The organism is Neisseria sp. P0014.S002, assembly GCF_051958295.1.
GTDB classification, from domain to species: domain Bacteria; phylum Pseudomonadota; class Gammaproteobacteria; order Burkholderiales; family Neisseriaceae; genus Neisseria; species Neisseria flavescens_B.
This window is the reverse complement of the sequence record NZ_JBQCVO010000002.1, coordinates 115,918-136,046: the sequence shown is the minus strand read 5'-3', so window position 1 is coordinate 136,046 and position 20,129 is coordinate 115,918. Positions and strand designations below refer to the sequence as shown.

The 20,129-nt window shown below is 50.9% G+C and carries 21 protein-coding genes; all 21 read right to left on the bottom strand.

The annotated features are described in order from the left end of the window. Window positions 1-22: 22 nt before the first annotated feature. The 21 genes from fabZ to nuoH all read right to left on the bottom strand — a co-directional run bounded on the left by fabZ (window position 23) and on the right by nuoH (window position 20,127). A complete protein-coding gene (gene fabZ / locus ACTHSX_RS02885) occupies window positions 23-472 on the bottom strand; it encodes a 3-hydroxyacyl-ACP dehydratase FabZ (RefSeq protein ID WP_003681704.1) in 450 nt (149 codons plus the stop codon). A gap of 73 nt (window positions 473-545) precedes the next feature. Further along, window positions 546-1,586 carry a UDP-3-O-(3-hydroxymyristoyl)glucosamine N-acyltransferase gene (lpxD, locus tag ACTHSX_RS02880; protein WP_440376760.1) on the bottom strand — a complete coding sequence of 347 codons (1,041 nt, stop codon included), beginning with the start codon at window positions 1,584-1,586 and terminating at the stop codon, window positions 546-548. A gap of 101 nt (window positions 1,587-1,687) precedes the next feature. Then, window positions 1,688-2,197 carry an OmpH family outer membrane protein gene (locus tag ACTHSX_RS02875; RefSeq protein ID WP_440376759.1) on the bottom strand — a complete coding sequence of 170 codons (510 nt, stop codon included), beginning with the start codon at window positions 2,195-2,197 and terminating at the stop codon, window positions 1,688-1,690. Between the two features lie 111 nt (window positions 2,198-2,308). Then, window positions 2,309-4,708 carry an outer membrane protein assembly factor BamA gene (gene bamA / locus ACTHSX_RS02870; RefSeq protein WP_440376758.1) on the bottom strand — a complete coding sequence of 800 codons (2,400 nt, stop codon included), beginning with the start codon at window positions 4,706-4,708 and terminating at the stop codon, window positions 2,309-2,311. A gap of 3 nt (window positions 4,709-4,711) precedes the next feature. Further along, the gene (rseP, locus tag ACTHSX_RS02865) at window positions 4,712-6,052 is read right to left on the bottom strand and encodes an RIP metalloprotease RseP (protein ID WP_440376757.1); all 1,341 of its coding nucleotides are present in this window, start codon (window positions 6,050-6,052) and stop codon (window positions 4,712-4,714) included. Between the two features lie 131 nt (window positions 6,053-6,183). Beyond that, the gene (ispC, locus tag ACTHSX_RS02860) at window positions 6,184-7,365 is read right to left on the bottom strand and encodes a 1-deoxy-D-xylulose-5-phosphate reductoisomerase (protein WP_440376756.1); all 1,182 of its coding nucleotides are present in this window, start codon (window positions 7,363-7,365) and stop codon (window positions 6,184-6,186) included. Between the two features lie 117 nt (window positions 7,366-7,482). Continuing rightward, entirely contained in the window at window positions 7,483-8,232 is a 750-nt protein-coding gene (locus ACTHSX_RS02855; RefSeq protein WP_003747899.1) for an SIMPL domain-containing protein, read from the bottom strand. A gap of 33 nt (window positions 8,233-8,265) precedes the next feature. Further along, window positions 8,266-9,060 (bottom strand): phosphatidate cytidylyltransferase, encoded by a 795-nt coding sequence (locus tag ACTHSX_RS02850; protein ID WP_049332974.1) that lies wholly within the window; start codon window positions 9,058-9,060, stop codon window positions 8,266-8,268. 5 nt (window positions 9,061-9,065) lie between these two features. Further along, window positions 9,066-9,812, bottom strand: coding sequence for an isoprenyl transferase (locus ACTHSX_RS02845; RefSeq protein ID WP_440376755.1), 747 nt, complete (start codon window positions 9,810-9,812; stop codon window positions 9,066-9,068). A gap of 57 nt (window positions 9,813-9,869) precedes the next feature. Further along, window positions 9,870-10,427, bottom strand: coding sequence for a ribosome recycling factor (frr, locus tag ACTHSX_RS02840; RefSeq protein WP_063068560.1), 558 nt, complete (start codon window positions 10,425-10,427; stop codon window positions 9,870-9,872). A 175-nt stretch (window positions 10,428-10,602) separates the two neighbouring features. Next, on the bottom strand, window positions 10,603-10,902 hold the full coding sequence (locus ACTHSX_RS02835) for a DUF2818 family protein (protein WP_003686671.1): 300 nt from the start codon (window positions 10,900-10,902) through the stop codon (window positions 10,603-10,605). A gap of 217 nt (window positions 10,903-11,119) precedes the next feature. After that, on the bottom strand, window positions 11,120-12,562 hold the full coding sequence (gene nuoN / locus ACTHSX_RS02830) for an NADH-quinone oxidoreductase subunit NuoN (protein ID WP_440376754.1): 1,443 nt from the start codon (window positions 12,560-12,562) through the stop codon (window positions 11,120-11,122). A gap of 9 nt (window positions 12,563-12,571) precedes the next feature. Continuing rightward, entirely contained in the window at window positions 12,572-14,068 is a 1,497-nt protein-coding gene (locus tag ACTHSX_RS02825) for an NADH-quinone oxidoreductase subunit M (RefSeq protein WP_440376753.1), read from the bottom strand. A 181-nt stretch (window positions 14,069-14,249) separates the two neighbouring features. After that, entirely contained in the window at window positions 14,250-14,570 is a 321-nt protein-coding gene (locus ACTHSX_RS02820) for a cupin (RefSeq protein WP_440376752.1), read from the bottom strand. Window positions 14,571-14,671: 101 nt separating this feature from the next. Continuing rightward, window positions 14,672-14,977 (bottom strand): chorismate mutase, encoded by a 306-nt coding sequence (locus ACTHSX_RS02815; protein ID WP_440376751.1) that lies wholly within the window; start codon window positions 14,975-14,977, stop codon window positions 14,672-14,674. Window positions 14,978-15,033: 56 nt separating this feature from the next. Next, window positions 15,034-17,058, bottom strand: a complete 2,025-nt coding sequence (gene nuoL / locus ACTHSX_RS02810; protein ID WP_440376750.1) for an NADH-quinone oxidoreductase subunit L — start codon at window positions 17,056-17,058, stop codon at window positions 15,034-15,036. Between the two features lie 2 nt (window positions 17,059-17,060). Next, window positions 17,061-17,366: an NADH-quinone oxidoreductase subunit NuoK gene (nuoK, locus tag ACTHSX_RS02805; RefSeq protein ID WP_004519135.1), complete on the bottom strand. Its 306-nt coding sequence runs from the start codon at window positions 17,364-17,366 to the stop codon at window positions 17,061-17,063. Then, entirely contained in the window at window positions 17,363-18,034 is a 672-nt protein-coding gene (locus ACTHSX_RS02800) for an NADH-quinone oxidoreductase subunit J (RefSeq protein ID WP_003676988.1), read from the bottom strand. Before ACTHSX_RS02800 ends, nuoK begins: the two co-directional genes overlap by 4 nt. Before the next feature lie 11 nt (window positions 18,035-18,045). Then, the gene (nuoI, locus tag ACTHSX_RS02795) at window positions 18,046-18,525 is read right to left on the bottom strand and encodes an NADH-quinone oxidoreductase subunit NuoI (RefSeq protein WP_002216341.1); all 480 of its coding nucleotides are present in this window, start codon (window positions 18,523-18,525) and stop codon (window positions 18,046-18,048) included. Between the two features lie 54 nt (window positions 18,526-18,579). Continuing rightward, window positions 18,580-18,975, bottom strand: coding sequence for a GFA family protein (locus ACTHSX_RS02790; RefSeq protein WP_070590054.1), 396 nt, complete (start codon window positions 18,973-18,975; stop codon window positions 18,580-18,582). Window positions 18,976-19,050: 75 nt separating this feature from the next. Further along, the gene (gene nuoH, locus ACTHSX_RS02785) at window positions 19,051-20,127 is read right to left on the bottom strand and encodes an NADH-quinone oxidoreductase subunit NuoH (RefSeq protein WP_002216340.1); all 1,077 of its coding nucleotides are present in this window, start codon (window positions 20,125-20,127) and stop codon (window positions 19,051-19,053) included. Window positions 20,128-20,129 lie beyond the last annotated feature (2 nt).

Here is a 20,129-nt window from a genome sequence, read left to right as displayed (position 1 = left end):
TTTCAGACGGCCTGTCCCATTCTTACACCACGCGTTTGGCGCACATAATCACGGCTTCAACGGCAACTTGGCCGTCGACTTTGGCAACGGCGTTGAATTTGCCGATACCGCGTTTGTTGGTCAGCAGCTCAACTTCAAAAACCAGTTGGTCGCCGGGGATGACTTGGCGTTTGAAACGGGCGTCGTCGATACCGGCGAAGAAGAAGAATTCGTTTTCTTTGCGGCCGCCTTCGCTGAGGATGGCGAGTGTGCCGCACGCTTGCGCCATGGCTTCGATAATCAACACGCCGGGCATCACGGGTAGGTCGGGAAAGTGGCCTTGGAACTGCGGCTCGTTCATGGTGACGTTTTTAATCGCAGTCAGGGTTTTCATCGGTTCGAACGCAGTAATGCGGTCGAGTTGCAAAAACGGATAACGGTGTGGGATAAGTTTTTGAATGTCTTTGGCTTCGATCGGGAGTTGTACGTCCATGATGTTCGTCTTTCCTTGTTTGTATTGGGTTTAAACGTATTTGGATGCGGGGCGCGGACTGTTTGCGCCGCCTTTAGGCTTCGTCGCTGTCGGCAAGCTGTTTTTCCAGCGTTTTGAGGCGTTTGTTCATTTCGCTCAAACGGTGGATATAAACGGCATTGCGCGCCCAGTCTTTGTAGCCTGACATCGGGAAAATACCGGCCAGATGCTGGCCGCTTTCGGTAATGCTGTGGGTAACGGATGTACCGCCGCCGATGGTGGTTTTATCGGCGATTTCGATGTGTCCGACCGTGCCGACGCCGCCGCCGATAATACAATAATTGCCGATGGTGACACTGCCGGAAATACCGGTCTTGGCGGCGATAACGGTATGCGAACCGATTTTGCAGTTGTGGCCGATTTGGACTTGGTTGTCGATTTTGGTGCCGTTGCTGACGGTCGTGTCGCTCATTGCACCGCGGTCGATATTGGTGTTTGAACCGATTTCCACATCATCGCCCAGTGTGACTGCGCCGGTTTGCGGAATTTTAAACCATGAATCGCCGGTGAAGGCCAAGCCGAAACCGTCCGCACCGATGACGGCGCCGCTGTGGATTTCAACACGGTTGCCCAAAGTGCAGCCGTAATAAATGACAGCGTTGGGATGCAGCACGACTTCATCGCCCAACATGCAATCGTGTTGGACAACGGCATTGGCCAAAATACGGCAGCCTTCGCCCAATACGGCATTCGCGCCGATATAGGCATTCGCGCCGATTTCGCAGCTTGCCGGCACTTTGGCGCTGGCCTCGACAACGGCAGTCGGATGTACGCCGCCCTGCGCTTTGACAATCGGCGAGAACAATCGTGCCACTTTGGCAAAATAAAGATAAGGATCGGCAGCCACAATCAGGTTGCGGCCTGCAAATTCGTCTGCGGCTTTCGGCGACACAATCACTGCGCCTGCCTGGCTGTCGTGTACTTCGGCTTTGTATTTCGGATTGGCCAAAAAGCTGATGTGTTCCGCCTGCGCCTGATCCAACGGACGGACGGCGGTAATGGCGATGTCTTCGCCTTTCCATTCGCCGCCGAGCTGGGAAACGATTTGGGACAGGGTGTATGCTTGTGAAGTCATGATAATCTGCCGTCAAGATGTCAGGCCGTCTGAAAGATGCCGGTTTGGGTTTCAGACGGCCTTAGGTTTGTCTGTATGGTTACATTCGCTGCCGAGCAGGGTCAGTGAGCATTTAGGGCTTTGATAACGCTGTCGGTAATGTCGTAGCGGCCGTTGACGTAAATCACGTCCTGCAAGATGAAGTCGTAACCTTCGCGCTTGGCCAAATCGACGATGACACGGTTGGCATTTTGCTGGAGCGCGGCGAATTCTTCATTGCGGCGCAGGTTGTAGTCTTCTGCCAACTCGGTCTGCTGCTTGCGGAATTTCTGTACCAGATTGCGCCATTTTTGGGTTTCCGCTTCCCTTTGGTTGTCGTTGAGCTTGTCGCTACTCAGTTTTCGCTCCAAAGCCTCGCCTTCCTGCTGCAGCTTTTGCAAGGCGGTTTGACGGCTTTTGAACTCTTTTTCCAAAGTCATCTGAATGTTTTGCGCCTGCTTGGATTCCTGATAAACGCGCTCGGTATTGATAAAACCGATTTTCTGCACGCCATCCGCCGCCGCTTGCGGCAACAGCACGAAACCCGGCAGGGCTACGGCGAGGACACGGAGGGTGTCGGCTATTTTACTCATGATAAAAATCCTTGCTTGAAAACAAACGGGCGGTTTGCAATAAGCTTGCCGCCAATCTGCCATGAGGCCGTCTGAAACGGACAAACCCGGTTTCAGACGGCCTAAACATCATCAGAATGTCGTACCGAGTTGGAATTGGAAGCGTTGGATTTCGTCGCCTTCTTTCTTCTTAATCGGATAAGCATAACTGAACTTCATCGGACCCAGCGGAGAGAGCCAGGTCACGGCAGCACCGGCAGAGTAACGCAATTCGTTTTTGAATGTCGATTTGTGCGTTGTGCCTACGCCATACACGTTTTGGAGCGCGCCATTGGTGTAATAAGAATTGCTGCTGTCGCTGTAGGTTTTGTCGTCCCACACACTGCCCGCATCGGCAAACAGGCTCAAACGGACGGTACGCGAGTCTTTAATGCCTGGCATCGGGAAGAGCAACTCTGCGGAAACGTTGGCTTTTTTGTTACCGCCGTAGCTGATTTTCTCGCCGTATTCGTCATAGACTTTCGGGCCCAGCGTACCGCTTTCAAAGCCGCGGACAGAGCCTAAGCCGCCGCCGTAGAAGTTTTCAAAGAACGGCATGGTTTTGGTTTTGCCGTAGCCGTTGCCATAACCGACTTCGCCACCCAGCATCAGCGTGAAATCTTTGCTCAACGGGAAGAACCAAGTTTGGTTATGGGTCAGGGTGTAGTATTGCAGGTCGCTGCCCGGCAAAGCGATTTCGCCGTTTACGCCGGTCAGGTAACCGCGGGTCGGCCACAAGGCATTGTCGGTTTTGTTGCGGCCCCAGCCGATGGTACCTTTGTACAACCAGCCTTTGAAGTTGCCTACGCCGCTACCGTCGCCCTTACCGTATTGGTTGATAAAGTCAGCATAGCGTTTAGGCGCGCCTTTGTAGGTGTTCACGGTCAAGCGTTCTGCGGCCAAACCGAAATTCACACGGTCATATTCGGTAACCGGAATACCGATACGCAAACCGCCGCCGAAAGTCGTGGTTTTATATTGTTTCGCGCTGGAAGAAGCTTTACGCGGGTCGTAAGTCTTGCCGTAAATGTCGTAGCCCAAGCTTACGCCGTCAGGTGTAAAGTATGGGTCGGTAAACGACAACGAGCCGTTTACTGTGGTTTTACTACGGGAAGCACGCAGGGCAACGGATTTACCCGTACCGAACAGGTTATCTTGAGCCACACCGGCAGACATCACCAAACCGGTATCCTGAACCCAACCTGCGCTCAAGTCGAGCGAGCCGGTAGAACGTTCGGTCAGGCTCATGTTCAGGTCAACTTGGTCAGGCGTATTGGCCACAGGAACAGCATCGAATTGAACGTTGTCGAAGTAGCCCAACAACTCAACGCGCTCTTTAGAACGTTGCAGTTTGGCAGAGTCGTAAGGCGCCGATTCCATTTGGCGCAACTCGCGGCGGATGACTTCGTCACGGGTTTTGTTGTTGCCGGTAATGTTGATTTCATTTACATAGATTTTGCGGCCCGGTTGAACGGTCAACACAAAATCAACAGTATGCGTTTCGGCATTTGGAATCGGTTGGACATTGATTTCGCTGAATGCGTAACCTGCCTGACCCATGCGGTTTTGGATGGCTTCGAGCGAATTGGACATTTGCGCGCGCTCGTACCATTTGCCCGGCTTCATGGTCAGCAGTTTTTCCAAATCTTCTTTCGGCACTTCCAGCGTATCGCCTTCGATGCGTACATTGCCCCAGCGGAAGCGGTCGCCTTCGCTGACGGTTACTTTAATGGTCTGCTTGGTTTTGTCTTCGTTGGTTTGGATATCGGTATCCAAAATGCGGAAGTTGAAGTAGCCGTTGTTTTGATAGAAATTGGTAATTTTTTCCATGTCCTGAGCAAATTTTTGCTCATTGAACTGGTTGCTCTTCGTGATCCAAGTCCACATGCCGCCTTCGCTCAGGGACATTTGTTTCATCAGACGGCGGTCGGAATAAACTTCGTTGCCCTCAAATGAAATATCGGTAATCTTGGTAGATTTGCCCTCTTCGATGGCAATATCAATAGACACGCGGTTGCGGGCGAGTTTGGTCACAGTCGGAGTGATTTGGACAGACTGTTTGCCACGACTCAAATACTCTTCTTTCAAACCGGCAACGGCTTGGTTCAGCGTTGCTTGGTTGAAGTATTGGGATTGCGCTAAACCAAATGCTTCAAGGTTTTTCTTGATGGCATCGTTTTGCAGCATTTTCGCGCCGGTAATATTGAGTGAGCTGATGGTCGGACGCTCAATCACGGTCAACAGTACTTGATTGTCCATGGTCTCGACGCGTACGTCGTCAAAGAAACCGGTTGCGTAGAGTTTTTTGATGATTTCTTCACTGCGCGCATCATTGAAATTATCACCGACTTTAACGGGCAGGTAGTTGAAGACGGTACTCGGCTCGGTGCGTTGCAGGCCTTCGACGCGGATGTCCTGAATGGTAAAGTCAGCCAATGCCATTGGCGACAGGCTCAATACCATTAAAGCGGAAGCAATCTGGTTCAGTTTCATAAATTATCCAAACAAACGGTTGATGTCATTAAAGAAAGCCACAGCCATCATCAAAAGCATGGCTGCCAGTCCGAAGCGCAGGCCGACTGCCTGTATGCGCTCGCTCAAAGGCTTTCCGCGTATCCATTCGGCGGTATAGAAAACCAGATGTCCGCCGTCTAAAACGGGCACGGGCAAAAGGTTCAACACGCCTAAGCTGATGCTGACCAAGGCCAGAAATTCGAGGTAGCTCTGCAATCCGAGTTTGGCGGATTGTCCGGCAACATCGGCAATGGTCAGGGGGCCGGAAATATGGTTCAAAGAGGCATTACCTGTAACCAGTTTTCCGAAAAATTTGAGGGTCGTCCACGAATAGTTGACGGTTTTGTTCCAACCCAATTCAAAGGCTTGGGCAACGGAAGGCGTATAACGGTAGCGGATGGTTTTATCCCACTCTTTATCCGCCTGGGCGGCAAGCCCTGCTCTACCCACCAGCACGCCTGCCGACTGCTCGACGCTGTCCGGACGGATAGCGGTCGCCAGTATTTTACCGTCGCGCTCGTAAGTCAGTTCGATTCGTTTGCCGGGGCTGGCGCGGAAGAGTTCCGTCCATGCCTGCCAGCTTTCGATGGGTTTCCCATCGGCGGTCAGCAGTTTGTCGTTTTCCTTCAAACCTGCTTTTTCGGCCGGACTATTGGCCAAGACTTTGCCGATGCGGTTAGTAATTCTAAAAGGCAAAAGGCCGATGTTGCCTTGGCTTTTCGCAACTTTACCTGCTTCAGGTGTGCCGGCAGCATCAATTATGCGGATGGCTTGGGTATTAGAGGCCGTCTGAACAGCGACTTTTACAGGGCCGGCTTCAAGGTTCAACACCATCTCGGTTTGCGCATCGCTCCAGTCTTTAACGGCGATTCCGTTGACCGATACAATTTTATCGCCTGCCTGAAAACCTGCTTTGGCGGCAATACTGGCAGGCTCGACCATGCCGACATAGGGACGCAACTCGGTCACGCCGAAGGAAAAGCTCAAACCGTAAAGCAAAACGGCCAAAATCAAATTGGTCAAAGGACCGGCGGCGACAATGGCGATGCGCTTGGCCGGATGCTGCTTGTCAAAGGCGTACGGCAAATCTGCGTCCGCCACCTCGCCTTCGCGCGTATCGACCATTTTAACGTAACCGCCCAGCGGAATCGGGGCAAGACACCACTCGGTATCGCCGCGTTTTCGGGTGAAAAAGGGCTTACCGAAGCCGACGGAAAAGCGCACGACTTTAACACCGCACCAGCGGGCAACAATATAGTGTCCGAACTCATGCAGGCTGACCAAAATCAGAATGGCGACGATAAAGGCTAAAAAGGTTTGCAAAAAAATCCCCTGAATGGAATGTGATGATCAACGGATAAGGCCGTCTGAAAACCGATTATAAAGGCAGTTGTTCCATTTTGTCTGCCTAAATGCCAAGCGGTTGACGTTTCAGACGGCCTGTCATTGAAGCTTTATTGTTTGCCGATAAAGGCTTCTGCCTGTCTGCGTGTTTGCACGTCTTGCGCCAACAGGCTTTCGATATCATGATGGCCGTCTGAAAAATCTTGTGCAAGGCAGTAGGCAACGACTTTGGCAATATCGGTAAACTTGATGCGTTTATCTAAAAAAGCGGCCACGGCAACTTCGTTTGCGGCGTTCAACACGCAAGGTGCGGCGCCGCCTGCATTCATGGCCTGATAGGCAAGTTTCAGACATGGGAAACGGTCAAAGTCAGGCTTTTGGAAGGTCAATGCGGACAACGCGCCGAAATCCAGCTCGCTCACGCCGGAATCAATACGTTCGGGCAGGCCCAAGCAATAAGCAATCGGCGTACGCATATCGGGATTACCCAACTGCGCCAATATCGAACCATCTCGATAACGCACCATGCTGTGTATCACGGATTGCGGATGGATGACGACTTCCAGTTTTTCCGGCGGACAGTTAAACAGCCAATGTGCCTCAATCAACTCCAAGCCCTTATTCATCATTGATGCAGAATCGACGGAAATTTTGCGCCCCATGCTCCAATTCGGATGCTTGACCGCCTGCTCGGGCGTAATGCTGTCAAATGTACTTAAATCGGTGTTAAGGAAGGGGCCGCCCGATGCGGTCAGAATAATCGAATTGATACCGTGCTCATTCAGACGGCCTGTGTAATCCCTTGGCAATACTTGGAAGATGGCGTTGTGTTCGCTGTCAATCGGCAAGACAGTGGCGCCATTTTGACGGGCGGTTTCCATAAACAATGCGCCGGAAACCACCAGCGTTTCTTTGTTTGCCAGATAAATGGTTTTGCCTTTTTGAGCGGCAGCCAAAGCCGACGGCAAACCGGCCGCACCGACAATGGCGCACATCACGCCGCTGACTTCATCGGCAGAAGCTACGTCAATCAGGGCTTGAGAACCATATAAGACCTGCGTACTGATGCCTTCTTGTTTGAGTTTCTTTTCCAGCTCGGCTGCATGGCCGGCATCGCCGACAACGGCATATTCCGGGCGGAACTGTTTGCATTGCGCCGCCAGCTTGTCCACCTGCCTATGCCCTGCCAGCGCGAACACGCGGAATTTCTCGGGATGGCGGGAGACAACGTCTAAAGTGCTTTCGCCTATGCTGCCGGTACTGCCTAATATGGTCAGAACTTGTTGTGTCATGGTGTGTTCTTTATGTGCTGTGCAAACGGTATTCATTGTGTTTGAAATAGATTTCTTTGCCGTTTTCAATTTTCAGACGGCCTTTTGCCTCCCAGCTGAAAAGGCCGTCTGAAAGAATTACTCAATGCCGTATTCGATGGTAACAACCAGTCGGACTTGTTTGCCGACGGTGCTTTTATCGTAAGAACCGCCGTACTCGTCGTCCTCGCTGCTGCCGGTGTCGGCATAGATATTGAACGAGCCTTGCGAAGCAGAACGCATGGCACCCACTTTGCCGCCGCCGGTTTTGGCAAATTCGGCCGCGCGTTTCTGCGCATCCTCCGTCGCCTGCGTAATCAAATCGCGTTTGATGGTTTCCAAATTTCCCAGCAAATATTGCGGATTATCGAAGCGGATAAATTCGTTTTGCGCACGAAAATTCAAAATGGCACGCTGGGCGGCTTGAATTTTGTCCAGTTTTTTGGTGTTAACCACAATATTGAGGTCGCCATCGTAGCCGTTGGGCGTGCGGGTTACGTTGCCCAGTTCATCGCGGGTTTCATTGAAAACGCGCGACACTTCGGGCAGGCCCACTTTCATTTCAGCCGCCGTAAAGCCTTGCTCACCCAAAAATTTAGACAGCTTCTTGCGTCTTGCCGTCAGCAAATCCAAAACTTCCTGGTAGCTCTCGCCGTGCGCGTTCACGCCCGTATTCCACGTCGCGCTGTCAGATTGGAAGTTTTTCTCCGCCAAACCTTTTACGGTAATCGTCCCCGGTTGGCGCAGATTCTTAAACTGCACGCCCAAAATAAACGCCGCAGCCATCAATCCCAGTGCCAACAATACGCCCAAGATCGATAAAGATGAAATCTGTTTTTGTTCTGACATAATCAGCTCCCCCAACCATGTGAGACAGGCGGTTTAAAACAAATATACAAAGGCGGCATAAATGCTGATAACGGCAATCAGGCTGTCCACGCGGTCGAACACGCCACCGTGTCCCGGCAACAGATTGCTGCTGTCTTTAATACCGGCCGCACGTTTGAGCCAGCTTTCCAGCAAATCGCCGCACACGCTGACAACGGTCAGAATCAAGCCGATCAAAATAGTTTTTAACCAACCGGCTTCAAAAGCCAGCCAACCTGCTTTCCATACGATGGTCATGTATACGGCAACGCATAATGCACCGCCGATCGCACCTTCCCAGCTTTTACCCGGGCTGATGGTCGGCGCAATTTTGCGCTTGCCAAACGACTTGCCGCAGAAATACGCGCCAATATCGGCCACCCACACCAAACCCATAATTGCCAATAAAGACAGCGCATCTTCAGGCTGAGGGCGTAGGTAAACCAATGCGAACCAAAACGGCATCACCAACAACCAACCGACCGTGTAAGCCTGCCAGCCGCCGTTTAACTTCCATTTCGCTTTCAGCCACCAAGGCATGACAATCAGCCAAAACGCCAATACGACATACCAAACCAAATCAGGCAGCTGCCAACCGCCGGCATAAGCAATCACACCAAACACCAGCGTTGAAGCCAGATAATGATTGATTTTCAGCTTGTCCAAGCCGCTCATGCGGGCATATTCCCACAAAGTCAGCATAGCAATCAGGCCGCAAAACGCCGCCCACAGCCACATAGGTGCATAAAACAGCATACCCAGCATCAGCGGCAAAAGCCACAGCGCCGTTAAAATCCGTTGTTTCAACATAGTTCTCAACCCCGTTGCTGCTCAACCGGCAGCTGTTCGGAAGTCCGCCCGAAGCGGCGTTCCCGTTTTTGGAACGAAGCAATCGCCTCGCTCAGCGATTTCTCATTAAAATCAGGCCACAGCGTATCCGTAAAATACAATTCCGCATACGCCATCTGCCACAGCAGAAAATTACTGATGCGCGTCTCGCCGCCGGTACGGATAAACAAATCCGGCTCGGGTGCATCGCCCAACATCAAATAGCGCGACAACGCCTCTTCCGTAATCTCAGTTACACCCTCGGCAATCAACTGATTTGCCGCCTGCAAAATATCCCAGCGGCCGCCATAATCGGCAGCAATGCTCAAAGTCAAACCGGTATTATTTGCCGTCAACGCCTCTGCCGCCTCAATCCCCTTCAGGATTTCAGCATGAAACCGCTCACGGCTGCCGATGACTCTCAAGCGCATATTGTTGTCGTGCAAACGGCGCACCTGCTTTTGCAAAGCCTGCAAAAACAGCCCCATCAGAAAAGAAACTTCTTCCTCGGGGCGTCGCCAGTTTTCAGTCGAAAAAGCAAACACGGTCAAATACTGCACACCCAGTTCAGCACAATGCTTCACCATGTTCTCCAGCGCATCCAAGCCGCGCTTATGCCCCATCACACGGGGAAGAAAACGCTTCTTTGCCCAACGTCCGTTGCCGTCCATAATCACAGCAATATGTCGGGGGATGGCAGAGTGTTCCAAAATCGTCTGCGTACTGCTTTTCATGTCTGCCTTTCAGGGAGCAAACCGTCCAAAGGCCGTCTGAACGGTTTGCACACAGGATTAAATTGCCATCAAATCTTCTTCTTTGGCAGCCAAGAGCTTGTCTGCCTCAGCAATGTATTTGTCGGTCAACTTCTGAACCGCTTCCTCGCCACGGCGGGCTTCATCCTCAGAAATCTCTTTGTCTTTCAACAATTTTTTGATGTGGTCGTTTGCATCACGGCGCACATTGCGGATAGACACACGGCCCTCTTCCGCCTCGCCGCGTACTACTTTGATCAAATCTTTACGGCGTTCCTCAGTCAACATAGGCATAGGGACACGGATCAAATCTCCGACAGAAGCAGGGTTCAGGCCCAAGTTGGAATCACGGATCGCTTTCTCGACTTTTGCAGCCATATTGCTCTCGAACGGTTTCACACCAATCGTACGCGCATCCAAAAGCGTCACGTTCGCCACTTGGCTCACAGGCACCATGCTACCCCAGTATTCCACTTCCACTTGGTCGAGCAGGCCGGTATGCGCACGGCCGGTACGCACTTTAGCCAAGTTTTCTTTCAACACTTCCAGAGAACGCTGCATTTTGCCTTCAGCTGTCTTTTGAATATCATTAATCATCTTATACTTTCAATTTCATAGGAATAAAACAGGATTAACCGAGAATAGTACCGTTAAACCGCCCTCACGACAAGGCTTTACGCCCCAACAGCCTTGTTTTCTAAACGATATTTAACATCGAACAAAATAAAGGCCGTCTGAAAATCTTTCAGACGGCCTTTTCCTTATTCAAATCCTACTCTCTATTCCGCTCATTCCAAAAGTAACGCCATACGAAGCATGGGAAAGCAAAAATCAGGTAGAGGCAGACAACGGTCGCATAAAACTCCCAATCTTGGGCATGTACGGCTCCGGCGCGTGATTCGAGAATATAGGCGAGGATCGCGGTAAGAAGGAAGCCTGCCAGCAATTCGATCAAGTGATGGCCGATGTGTTTGCGTTTCAGGGCGATGATGCCGAAGAATTTGGTGGTAATAAATGGTGCGTTGGCAAAGATAAGTGCCAACAGCAAAAGAATGTACATGGATGCGGTCATGGTGGTCTTTCTGTTTTCAGACGGCCTGTGTGTGATTTTAACATGTTAAATGGGCATTCTCGCCCATCATTATCCGTGGAATATTCAATATCTTGATGATACCCGCATGATTGTTCAAAGGCTTGAGGCCGTCTGAACTTTGGGTATATTTCATCCGAATGCGAATCCTAACAAAAACGGCGGCTTTGGAACAGCCGCCGTTGTTTTTGTTTGAAGCTTACAGGGTATTTTCCAATGCTTTGGCACACCAGTCGATAACGGTTTGCGGCATGATACCCCAGAGGAGCAGCAGGAAGGCATTGACCGTCAGGACAAATTTGGCGGCATAGTTGCTGCCGACCGGCTGGTCATGGTCAGGCGCATCGAAGTAGATGACTTTGACCACGCGCAGGTAGTAGAACGCGCCAATCAGCGACATGATGACGGCAAATACAGACAACCAAACATGGCCTTGTTTCAAGAGTGCCATAATCACGCCGAATTTGGCGTAAAAACCCATCAGCGGCGGAATACCCGCCATGGAGAACATAGACAGCAACATCAGGAAGGCAAACCATGCATGGCGTTGGTTAAGGCCTGCGAGGTCTTTGATGTTTTCACATTCAATATCTTTGGTAGACAATACCATCAAAACACCGAAGCTGACTGCCGCCATCAAAGCATAGGTAATGGCGTAATACAAACCTGCGGTAAAGCCAACTGCGCCTGCCATAAACGCCAACAGGATAAAGCCCATGTGCGATACGGTGGAGTAGGCAAGCATACGTTTGATATTGGTTTGCATGATGGCGGCAAGGTTACCGACCACCAAAGAAGCAACGGCAAGGATGGCCAACATCGGCGCCCAGTCTGAATGTATGGTATCCATACCTGTAATCAGGATACGGAATGCGAAGACAACGGCGGCAATTTTCGGAGCCGTACCCACAAAGGCGGTAACAGAGGTCGGCGCGCCATCGTACACATCGGGTACCCACATATGGAATGGAACCGCACCCAATTTAAATGCAATGGCAACCACAATAAATACCACGCCTAATTTCAGCAGCCATTCATTGGCCTGCTTATTAGCTGCAGAAGCCAAGACTGAAGCAAAATCAAGGGAACCGGTGGCACCGTAAACCATGGAAATACCATAGAGCAGCAAACCAGACGCCAACGCGCCCAATACAAAGTATTTCAGCGCAGCCTCGGCAGAGCGGCCGGAATCGCGGCGCAGGGCAATCATGGCGTACAGCGACAAAGACAACAATTCCAAACCGATATACGCGGTCAAAAAATGTGCCGAGCTGACCATGACGCTCATACCTAACAGGGCAAACAGTGACAGGGTGTAAAACTCGCCTTTGAAGATTTGGCGGTCTTGGTTGTACGGTTTACTGTAAATAAACAGACCAAACGTCAACGCATACAGCACCAGTTTTGCCAAACGGGACATGCCGTCTGCAATATACATACCGTGAAAGGCATCGACACTGCCCTGCTCCCATACCGCCAATTGGGTGATGGCCACGACAATGACCGTTCCCAAACTCATCAAATGGGTCAGATAGCAGTTTTTATCGCAAATCCACAAGTCTGCCAGCAATACGACACCCAATAGCGCAAGCAGCACGATTTCGGGCATGGCGGGTATTAAATTCAAATCAGACCAGTTCATTTACACACCTCAAATCTTGCTTTGTGCCACATGGGCAATCAAATCGTTTGCCGCTTGATGCACCACTTCGATAAACGCTTGCGGATACAGACCCATGCCCAAAACAGCAACCGCCAAAATCGCCAAAATCGCAAATTCGCGGCAATTGATGTCTTTCATTTCAGCAACGTGCGGATTGTGGATCGCACCAAAAATAACACGTTTGTACATCCACAGGGTATAAGACGCACCGTAAATCAGGGTCATAGCAGCCAACGCGCCTACCCAGAAATTCACTTTAACCGCGCCCATAATCACCATAAACTCGCCCACGAAGCCGGAAGTCGCAGGCAAACCGGCATTGGCCATACCGAACAACATCATAAACGCCGCAAACTTGGGCATTACATTTACCACGCCGCCATAATCGGCAATATTGCGGGTATGCAGGCGGTCGTACATCACGCCGATACACATAAACATCGCGGCAGACACGAAACCGTGGGAAATCATTTGAATGATTGCACCTTTCAATGCCCAGTCATTCAGCTGGCCGTTCACAAACAGGAACATGCCTAAAGTGACAAAACCCATATGGCTGATGGAAGAGTACGCCACCAGTTTTTTCATATCGGTTTGCACCAAAGCCACCATACCGATATAAATCACGGCAATCAGGCTCAATACGATGATTACAGGGGCAAAATAGCGTGCCGCGTCCGGCATAATCGGCAGGATGAAGCGCAAGAAACCATATGCACCCAGTTTCAGCGTGATCGCCGCCAACACCATCGAACCGCCGGTCGGCGCTTCAACGTGGGCATCCGGCAACCATGTGTGCACAGGGAACATCGGCACTTTTACGGCAAATGACAGGAAGAACGCCACAAACAAAAGCTGTTGTACGCCCAACGGAATCTGTTTGATGTTTTGGAAATCGACAATATAGAAGCTGCCTGTTTGATAGTACAGGTAAACCATGGCAACCAGCATCAAGAGCGAACCCATCAGCGTATAGAGGAACAGCTTGACCGACGCATAGACGCGGCGAGGCCCGCCCCATACACCGATAATCAGGTACAGCGGAATCAGCATACCCTCGAAGAACACATAAAACAGAATCGCATCCTGCGCGGCAAACGCACCGTTAATCAAACCCGACATCATCAGGAATGCCGCCATATACTGCGCCGGACGTTTCTGAATGACTTCCCAACCGGCCAATACCACCAACAGCGTAATAAACGCATTCAAGATGATAAAGAGCACTGAAATACCGTCCGCACCCAATGCGTAGTTGATTTTCAGAAGCGGAATCCACTCGTGGAACTCGGTAAACTGATAGCCGCCGCTCAAACGGTCGAAACCGGTAAACAAGGGCAGCGTTACCAAGAAACCGGCAAGCGCACCCATGAAGGCAAGCACACGCGCCAGTGGCGCACGGCTGTCTTTACCGGTCGCCAAAACCAGCACACCTGCGGCGATGGGTATCCATATTGCCAAGCTGAGTAGGTAGTTGGAAAACATAGTGGTTAACCTGTGGTTAAAATAAAAAATATAGTTGTATGGGTTGGTTTTTCAGACGACGTTTTAAGAGGTCGTCTGAAAAAGATTATGTGTATTTTACGTATAGCTGAATCAATAAAACCGTATATCTGCCGTTATTCTTTCATTCCATTGCCGTCTGAAACCCTCTTTTCAGACGACCTCAAACACTGCCTTCTTTCTCGATCACCAAAATCCGCGCTTCGCCGCACGGATGGGCGACGTGTTCCGTACCGATTCCTGCATAGAAGATGTCGCCGCTTTTCAACCGAACGATGCGTTCTTCGCCGTTTTCTCGGTAGTACATATCGACTTCGCCGTCCATCACGGCAAACACTTCCTCGCCGTCGTTGACGTGCCATTTGTAGGGCTGGTCCGTCCAGTGCAAACGCACGGTGGTGCCGTTCATATTGGCAATGTCGAATGCGCCCCATGCGCGGGAAGCGGTAAATTCGGCGGAGCGGATGGTTTGTGTATCGGGCATTTTCGTGTCTCTTTGATTCTGGATCTAGATAAGCCTAGCGATACAACTGTTTATTAAATCCCGTACCTATCCAAGTAAATCAATTATGAACGAAATGCTGCCTACGCCCCGCCTACTCGGTTGGTTTCCATCTCCAGTGTAATGAACGCATCAATCATACTGCGCCAAACTGCTTCGGCTACTTCGGGCGACAAACCAGCCTTTTCGGCATAGGCGCGGCGCGAGGCAATCACTTGAGCCACCCGTTCGGGCGCTGAAACCGCCTGCACATCGTTTTTAGGTTTCAGACGGCCTGCCTGCCGTACCAGCTTCTGCCGGCGGGCGAGTAATTCTATTAATTCCTTGTCCAAACCGTCGATGGCTTCACGGACTTCGTCCAGGGTTTGCAGTAATTTGTCTTCAACCATTGTTTCTCGTGTTTCCTTTTTCAGACGACCTTAAACGCCGTCTGAAAATCTCATTTTTACCTGAACAATCCCCAGAAAGTCATGCCGAGCAGTACTAATACGCCGAATACCATAGCGGCGGCGTAGGTATAGATAAAGCCGGTTTGGGCTTTACGCACTTGTGCGGCAATCGTGCCGACCAGTTTGGCAGAACCATTGACAATACCGTTGTCAATAATGGCGGTATCGCCAACTTTCCAGAAGAAGGTACCCAATGCGCGCGTGCCTTTGGCGAAAACATTGAAATACAGAGCGTCAAGGTAGTATTTGTTTTCAAACAAAACGTAAATCGGACGGAACGCCTGTGCAATTTTCGCCGGCAGGTGCGGCAGTTTGACGTACAAAAGCCATGCGCTCAATACACCTGCGATAGCTAGGTAGAGTACAGGAGTATGCAGGCTGTGCGATACCATTGCCAATGCGCCGTGGAACTCTTCCTTCATGATGTGCATGGTCGGATGCGCGTCGGCATTGACAAAAATTACGTCTTTGAAGAAATCGCCGTAAAGCATAGGTTCGATGGCAACGTAGCCGATGATGACGGACGGAATAGCAAGCAAAATCAAAGGCAGGGTAACAACTAATGGGCTTTCGTGCGGATTGTCGTTTTTGCCCAAGCCATGATGCTCTTCACCATGATGATCGTCATGATGCTCAGGCAGGCTGCGCCATTTCTCTTCGCCATGGAACACCATAAAGTATTGGCGGAACGCGTAGAACGCGGTAACGAACACGCTGGTGAGGACGGCAAAATAGGCAAAGCCACTGCCCGGCAGGGTGCTGTATTTCGCCGCTTCGATAATCGAATCTTTGGAATAGAAACCGGAGAAGAACGGCGTACCAATCAGCGACAAGTTACCGATCAACATGGTCAGCCAAGTAATCGGCATGTATTTTTTCAGGTTGCCCATGTGGCGCATGTCTTGGTCGTGGTGCATACCGATAATCGCGCTACCTGCGGCCAAGAACAACAAGGCTTTAAAGAAAGCGTGGGTCATCACATGGAACATCGCCACGGAATAGGCAGAGGCGCCCAGAGCCACAGTCATATAACCCAGTTGCGACAGGGTGGAATACGCAACCACACGTTTGATATCGTTTTGAATCACGCCCAAGAAGCCCATAAACAGGGCGGTAATCGCACCGATCACCATGATGACAGACAGCGCAGTGCTGCTCATCTCATAAATCGGCGACATACGCGATACCATAAACAGACCAGCGGTAACCATGGTTGCGGCGTGAATCAATGCAGAAATCGGGGTCGGGCCTTCCATCGAATCAGGCAGCCAGACGTGCAGCGGGAATTGTGCCGATTTACCCATCGCACCGACAAACAACAGTAAACAGGTTACGGTAATCAAAGACCATTCCACACCGGGAAACAATTGAATAGTGGCCGTCTGAACATTAGGCAGATAAGCGAATACATCTTGATAACGCAAGCTGCCGCCGAAATAGGCAAGCACCAAACCAATACCGAGCAAAAAGCCGAAGTCGCCGACACGGTTGATCAAAAAGGCTTTCAGGTTGGCAAAAGTCGCGCTCGGACGTTTGAAATAGAAACCGATCAAGAGATACGATACCAAACCCACAGCTTCCCAGCCGAAGAAGAGCTGGATGAAGTTGTTGCTCATAATCAGCATCAACATGCTGAAAGTAAACAAAGAAATATAGCTGAAGAAGCGTTGGTAGCCGACTTTTTCATCGTGCATATAGCCGATGGTGTAGATATGCACCATCAACGACACGCCCGTTACCACGACCATCATCATCGCCGTCATCGTATCGACCAAGAAGCCGACGGAAAAATCCAAGCCGCCCATTGTCAGCCAGGTATAGACGTTTTCATCAAACTTGGCGCGGCTGCCGTCAATAAAGCCCCACAGCACATAAGCCGACAGCATGGCAGATACAGCGACACCGAGTATCGTCACAGTATGCGCACCGGCACGTCCGATTTTATTGCCGAACAAACCCGCAATCAGCGAGCCTGCCAACGGAACAAGGGCAATTATCAAATATAAAGTCATATCGTTCATGATTACCCTTTCAACTCATCCAAATCGGCAACGTTGATTGTTTGTCGGTTGCGGTACACCAGCACCATAATCGCCAAACCGATGGCAGATTCGGCAGCGGCAACGGTCAGTACGAAGAATACGAAAATTTGTCCGGCAGTATCGCCCAAATATTGCGAGAAGGCGATAAAGTTGAAGTTCACTGCCAAGAGCATCAGCTCGATGGACATCAACAATACCAGCACGTTTTTACGGTTCATAAAGATACCCATTGCGCTGATACCGAACAGGAGCGCACCCAATACCAGATAATGCGTCAAGGTAATCATGCTTTGCCCTCCCCTTCCGGCTTGAGGCCGTCTGAAACTTCGCTTTCTTCGGCAGATTCAACTTGCGGTTTGACCGCTTCCATTTTCACCAGACGCATACGGCCTTGATCGGCGCGTACTTTAACTTGGTCGGCAGGATCCATGCGTTTCGGATTGGTGGTTTTACGGTGAACCAGCGCAATCGCTGCCACCATACCTAACAGCAGCAATACCGCCGCCAATTCAAACGGCAACAGGTAGTCGGTATAAATACGGCTGCCCAAATCACGAATATTGTTGTAATCGGCGGGAATGTCTTTCATCAAACCAAATGCGGCCAGGTCGGTTTTCGGGTTAACCAGAATCAGGATCAGGGCAACCGCCAACAATGTGCCGACCACACCGGCAACAGGCGCATGACGCCAGAAACCGGCACGCATTTCTTCAATGTCGATGTTCAACATCATCACGACGAACAGGAACAACACCATCACGGCGCCGACGTAAACCACCACCAGCGTCACGCCCAAAAACTCGGCCTGCATCAGCATCCAAATCATCGCGCTCACGCAGAAGGTCAGCACCAGATGCAAAGCGGCGTGAACAGGGTTTTTAGCGGTAACGGTACGAACCGCACCGTACAAAACGATGGCGGCAAGGATATAGAACAGAATCGCGGAAAAAGTCATTCGTCTGCTCCTTAACGATACGGCGCATCAGCGGCTTTGCGTTTGGCAATTTCAGCTTCGTATTTGTCGCCAATAGCCAAAAGAATCGGCTTAGTCATGTGTAAGTCGCCTTTTTTCTCGCCGTGGTATTCAAAAATATGGGTTTCCACAATCGCATCGGTCGGGCAGGCTTCTTCGCAGAAACCGCAGAAGATGCACTTGGTCAGGTCGATGTCGTAACGCTTGGTGCGGCGGGTGCCGTCTTCGCGTTCTTCCGATTCGATGTTAATCGCCATTGCCGGACAAACTGCCTCGCACAATTTACACGCAATACAGCGCTCTTCGCCGTTCGGATAACGGCGTTGCGCGTGCAGGCCGCGGAAACGCACGGATTGCGGCGTTTTCTCTTCGGGGAAATAAATTGTGTCTTTGCGGGCAAAAAAGTTTTTGAGCGTTACGCCCATGCCTTTCACCAATTCGCCCAGCAGGAAGGTTTTTACTAAATTAGCCATTTTCGGATGCTCTTTTCGGATTGTTCTGTTTACAGGCCGTCTGAAAGCGGTTTTTTAACCTGCCGCGCCCACCATTTCTAAAAACTCTGCTTCGGTCAGCTTCGGGGTATCGTTGGCCAAGTCGTAATACGGAGCTTTGCAATCGATAAAGATTTGCGAAGTGGTTTCAAAGCCCGCGTTGTCGGTAAACAGCCCGGCGTTGATGTAATAATCGTTGCCAACTTTCACAAACAGATGTGTGCCGCAGTGTTTGCAAAAACAGCGTTGCGCCCATTCGGACGACTGATAATGCGCAATGTGTTCGCTGCCTGTAATTTCAGGCGACTGGGCGGCCAAAGTAAAAGACGCGCCACCGCCCCATACGCGGCATTTTCCGCAATGGCAGGCGTGGAGTTCGCGGTTTTCGGCGGTTTCCAGTGATACTGCGCCACACAGGCATTGAGCTTTCATTAGGTTCTCTCGGTTTGAAACGGTTAAAAATTTGGGTTATAGGCTACCTGAAAACTTTCAGACGGCCTCCCTGCCCTATTTCCACAAATTCAGCGGTGAAATCATCCACACGCCCAAAATCACGATGTAGGCGAAGCCGATCGGAATCAGCACTTTCCAGCCCAAACGCATGATTTGGTCGTAACGGTAGCGTGGGAAGGTTGCACGGATCCACAGATACCAGTACAGCACCGCCGCCATTTTCACAAACATCCAGAATGCGGAAGGCGTACCGATAAAGCCCCAGCTTTGCGGGAACGGAGACAACCAACCGCCGAGGAACATCAGCGATGTCAGCGCGGCAATCAGAATCATGAAAATGTATTCGGCGAGGAAGAACAGCGCAAATGCGAAGCCGGAGTATTCAACGTGGTGACCGGCAACGATTTCAGACTCACCCTCTGCCACGTCAAACGGTGCGCGGTTGGTTTCGGCAACGGCGGAAATCAGATAGACGATGAAGATGGGGAAGAGCGGCAGCCAGTTCCAAGAGAATACCGAACCACCGGCAATACCTTTGGCTTGTGCGGCAACGATGTCGGAGAAGTTCATGCTGCCCGATACCATTACAACACACACCAGCGCGGCACTCATGGCAATCTCGTAGGAAATGCTTTGCGCGGAAGCACGCATTGCACCCAAGAACGAATATTTGGAGTTGGAAGCCCAGCCCGCGATGATCACGCCGTAAACCGACAGCGAGGTAATCATCAGGATATACAAAAGGCCGATATTGATGTTGGTCAGCACCCATTCTTCGTTGAACGGAATCACTGCCCATGCTGCGAAAGACGGAGCAAGCGACATAATCGGGCCGATATAGAATAAGGCTTTGTTTGACAGCTTCGGACGGGTTACCTCTTTAAACAAGAGTTTGAACACGTCGGCAAACGGCTGAATCAGACCCCACGGGCCGGTTACGTTCGGGCCGACACGAAGCTGCATAAAGCCGATGACTTTACGTTCGAAATACGTCAGGTAGGCAACGGTCAGAATCAGCGGAATCAGGATAATCACGATTTTGACGATGACGGATACCACCAAGCCTACGGTGATACCCAAATCGCCCAGACCGAGCGTTGCGGCAAAGAGGTTTTGGAACCATTCTTGCATGA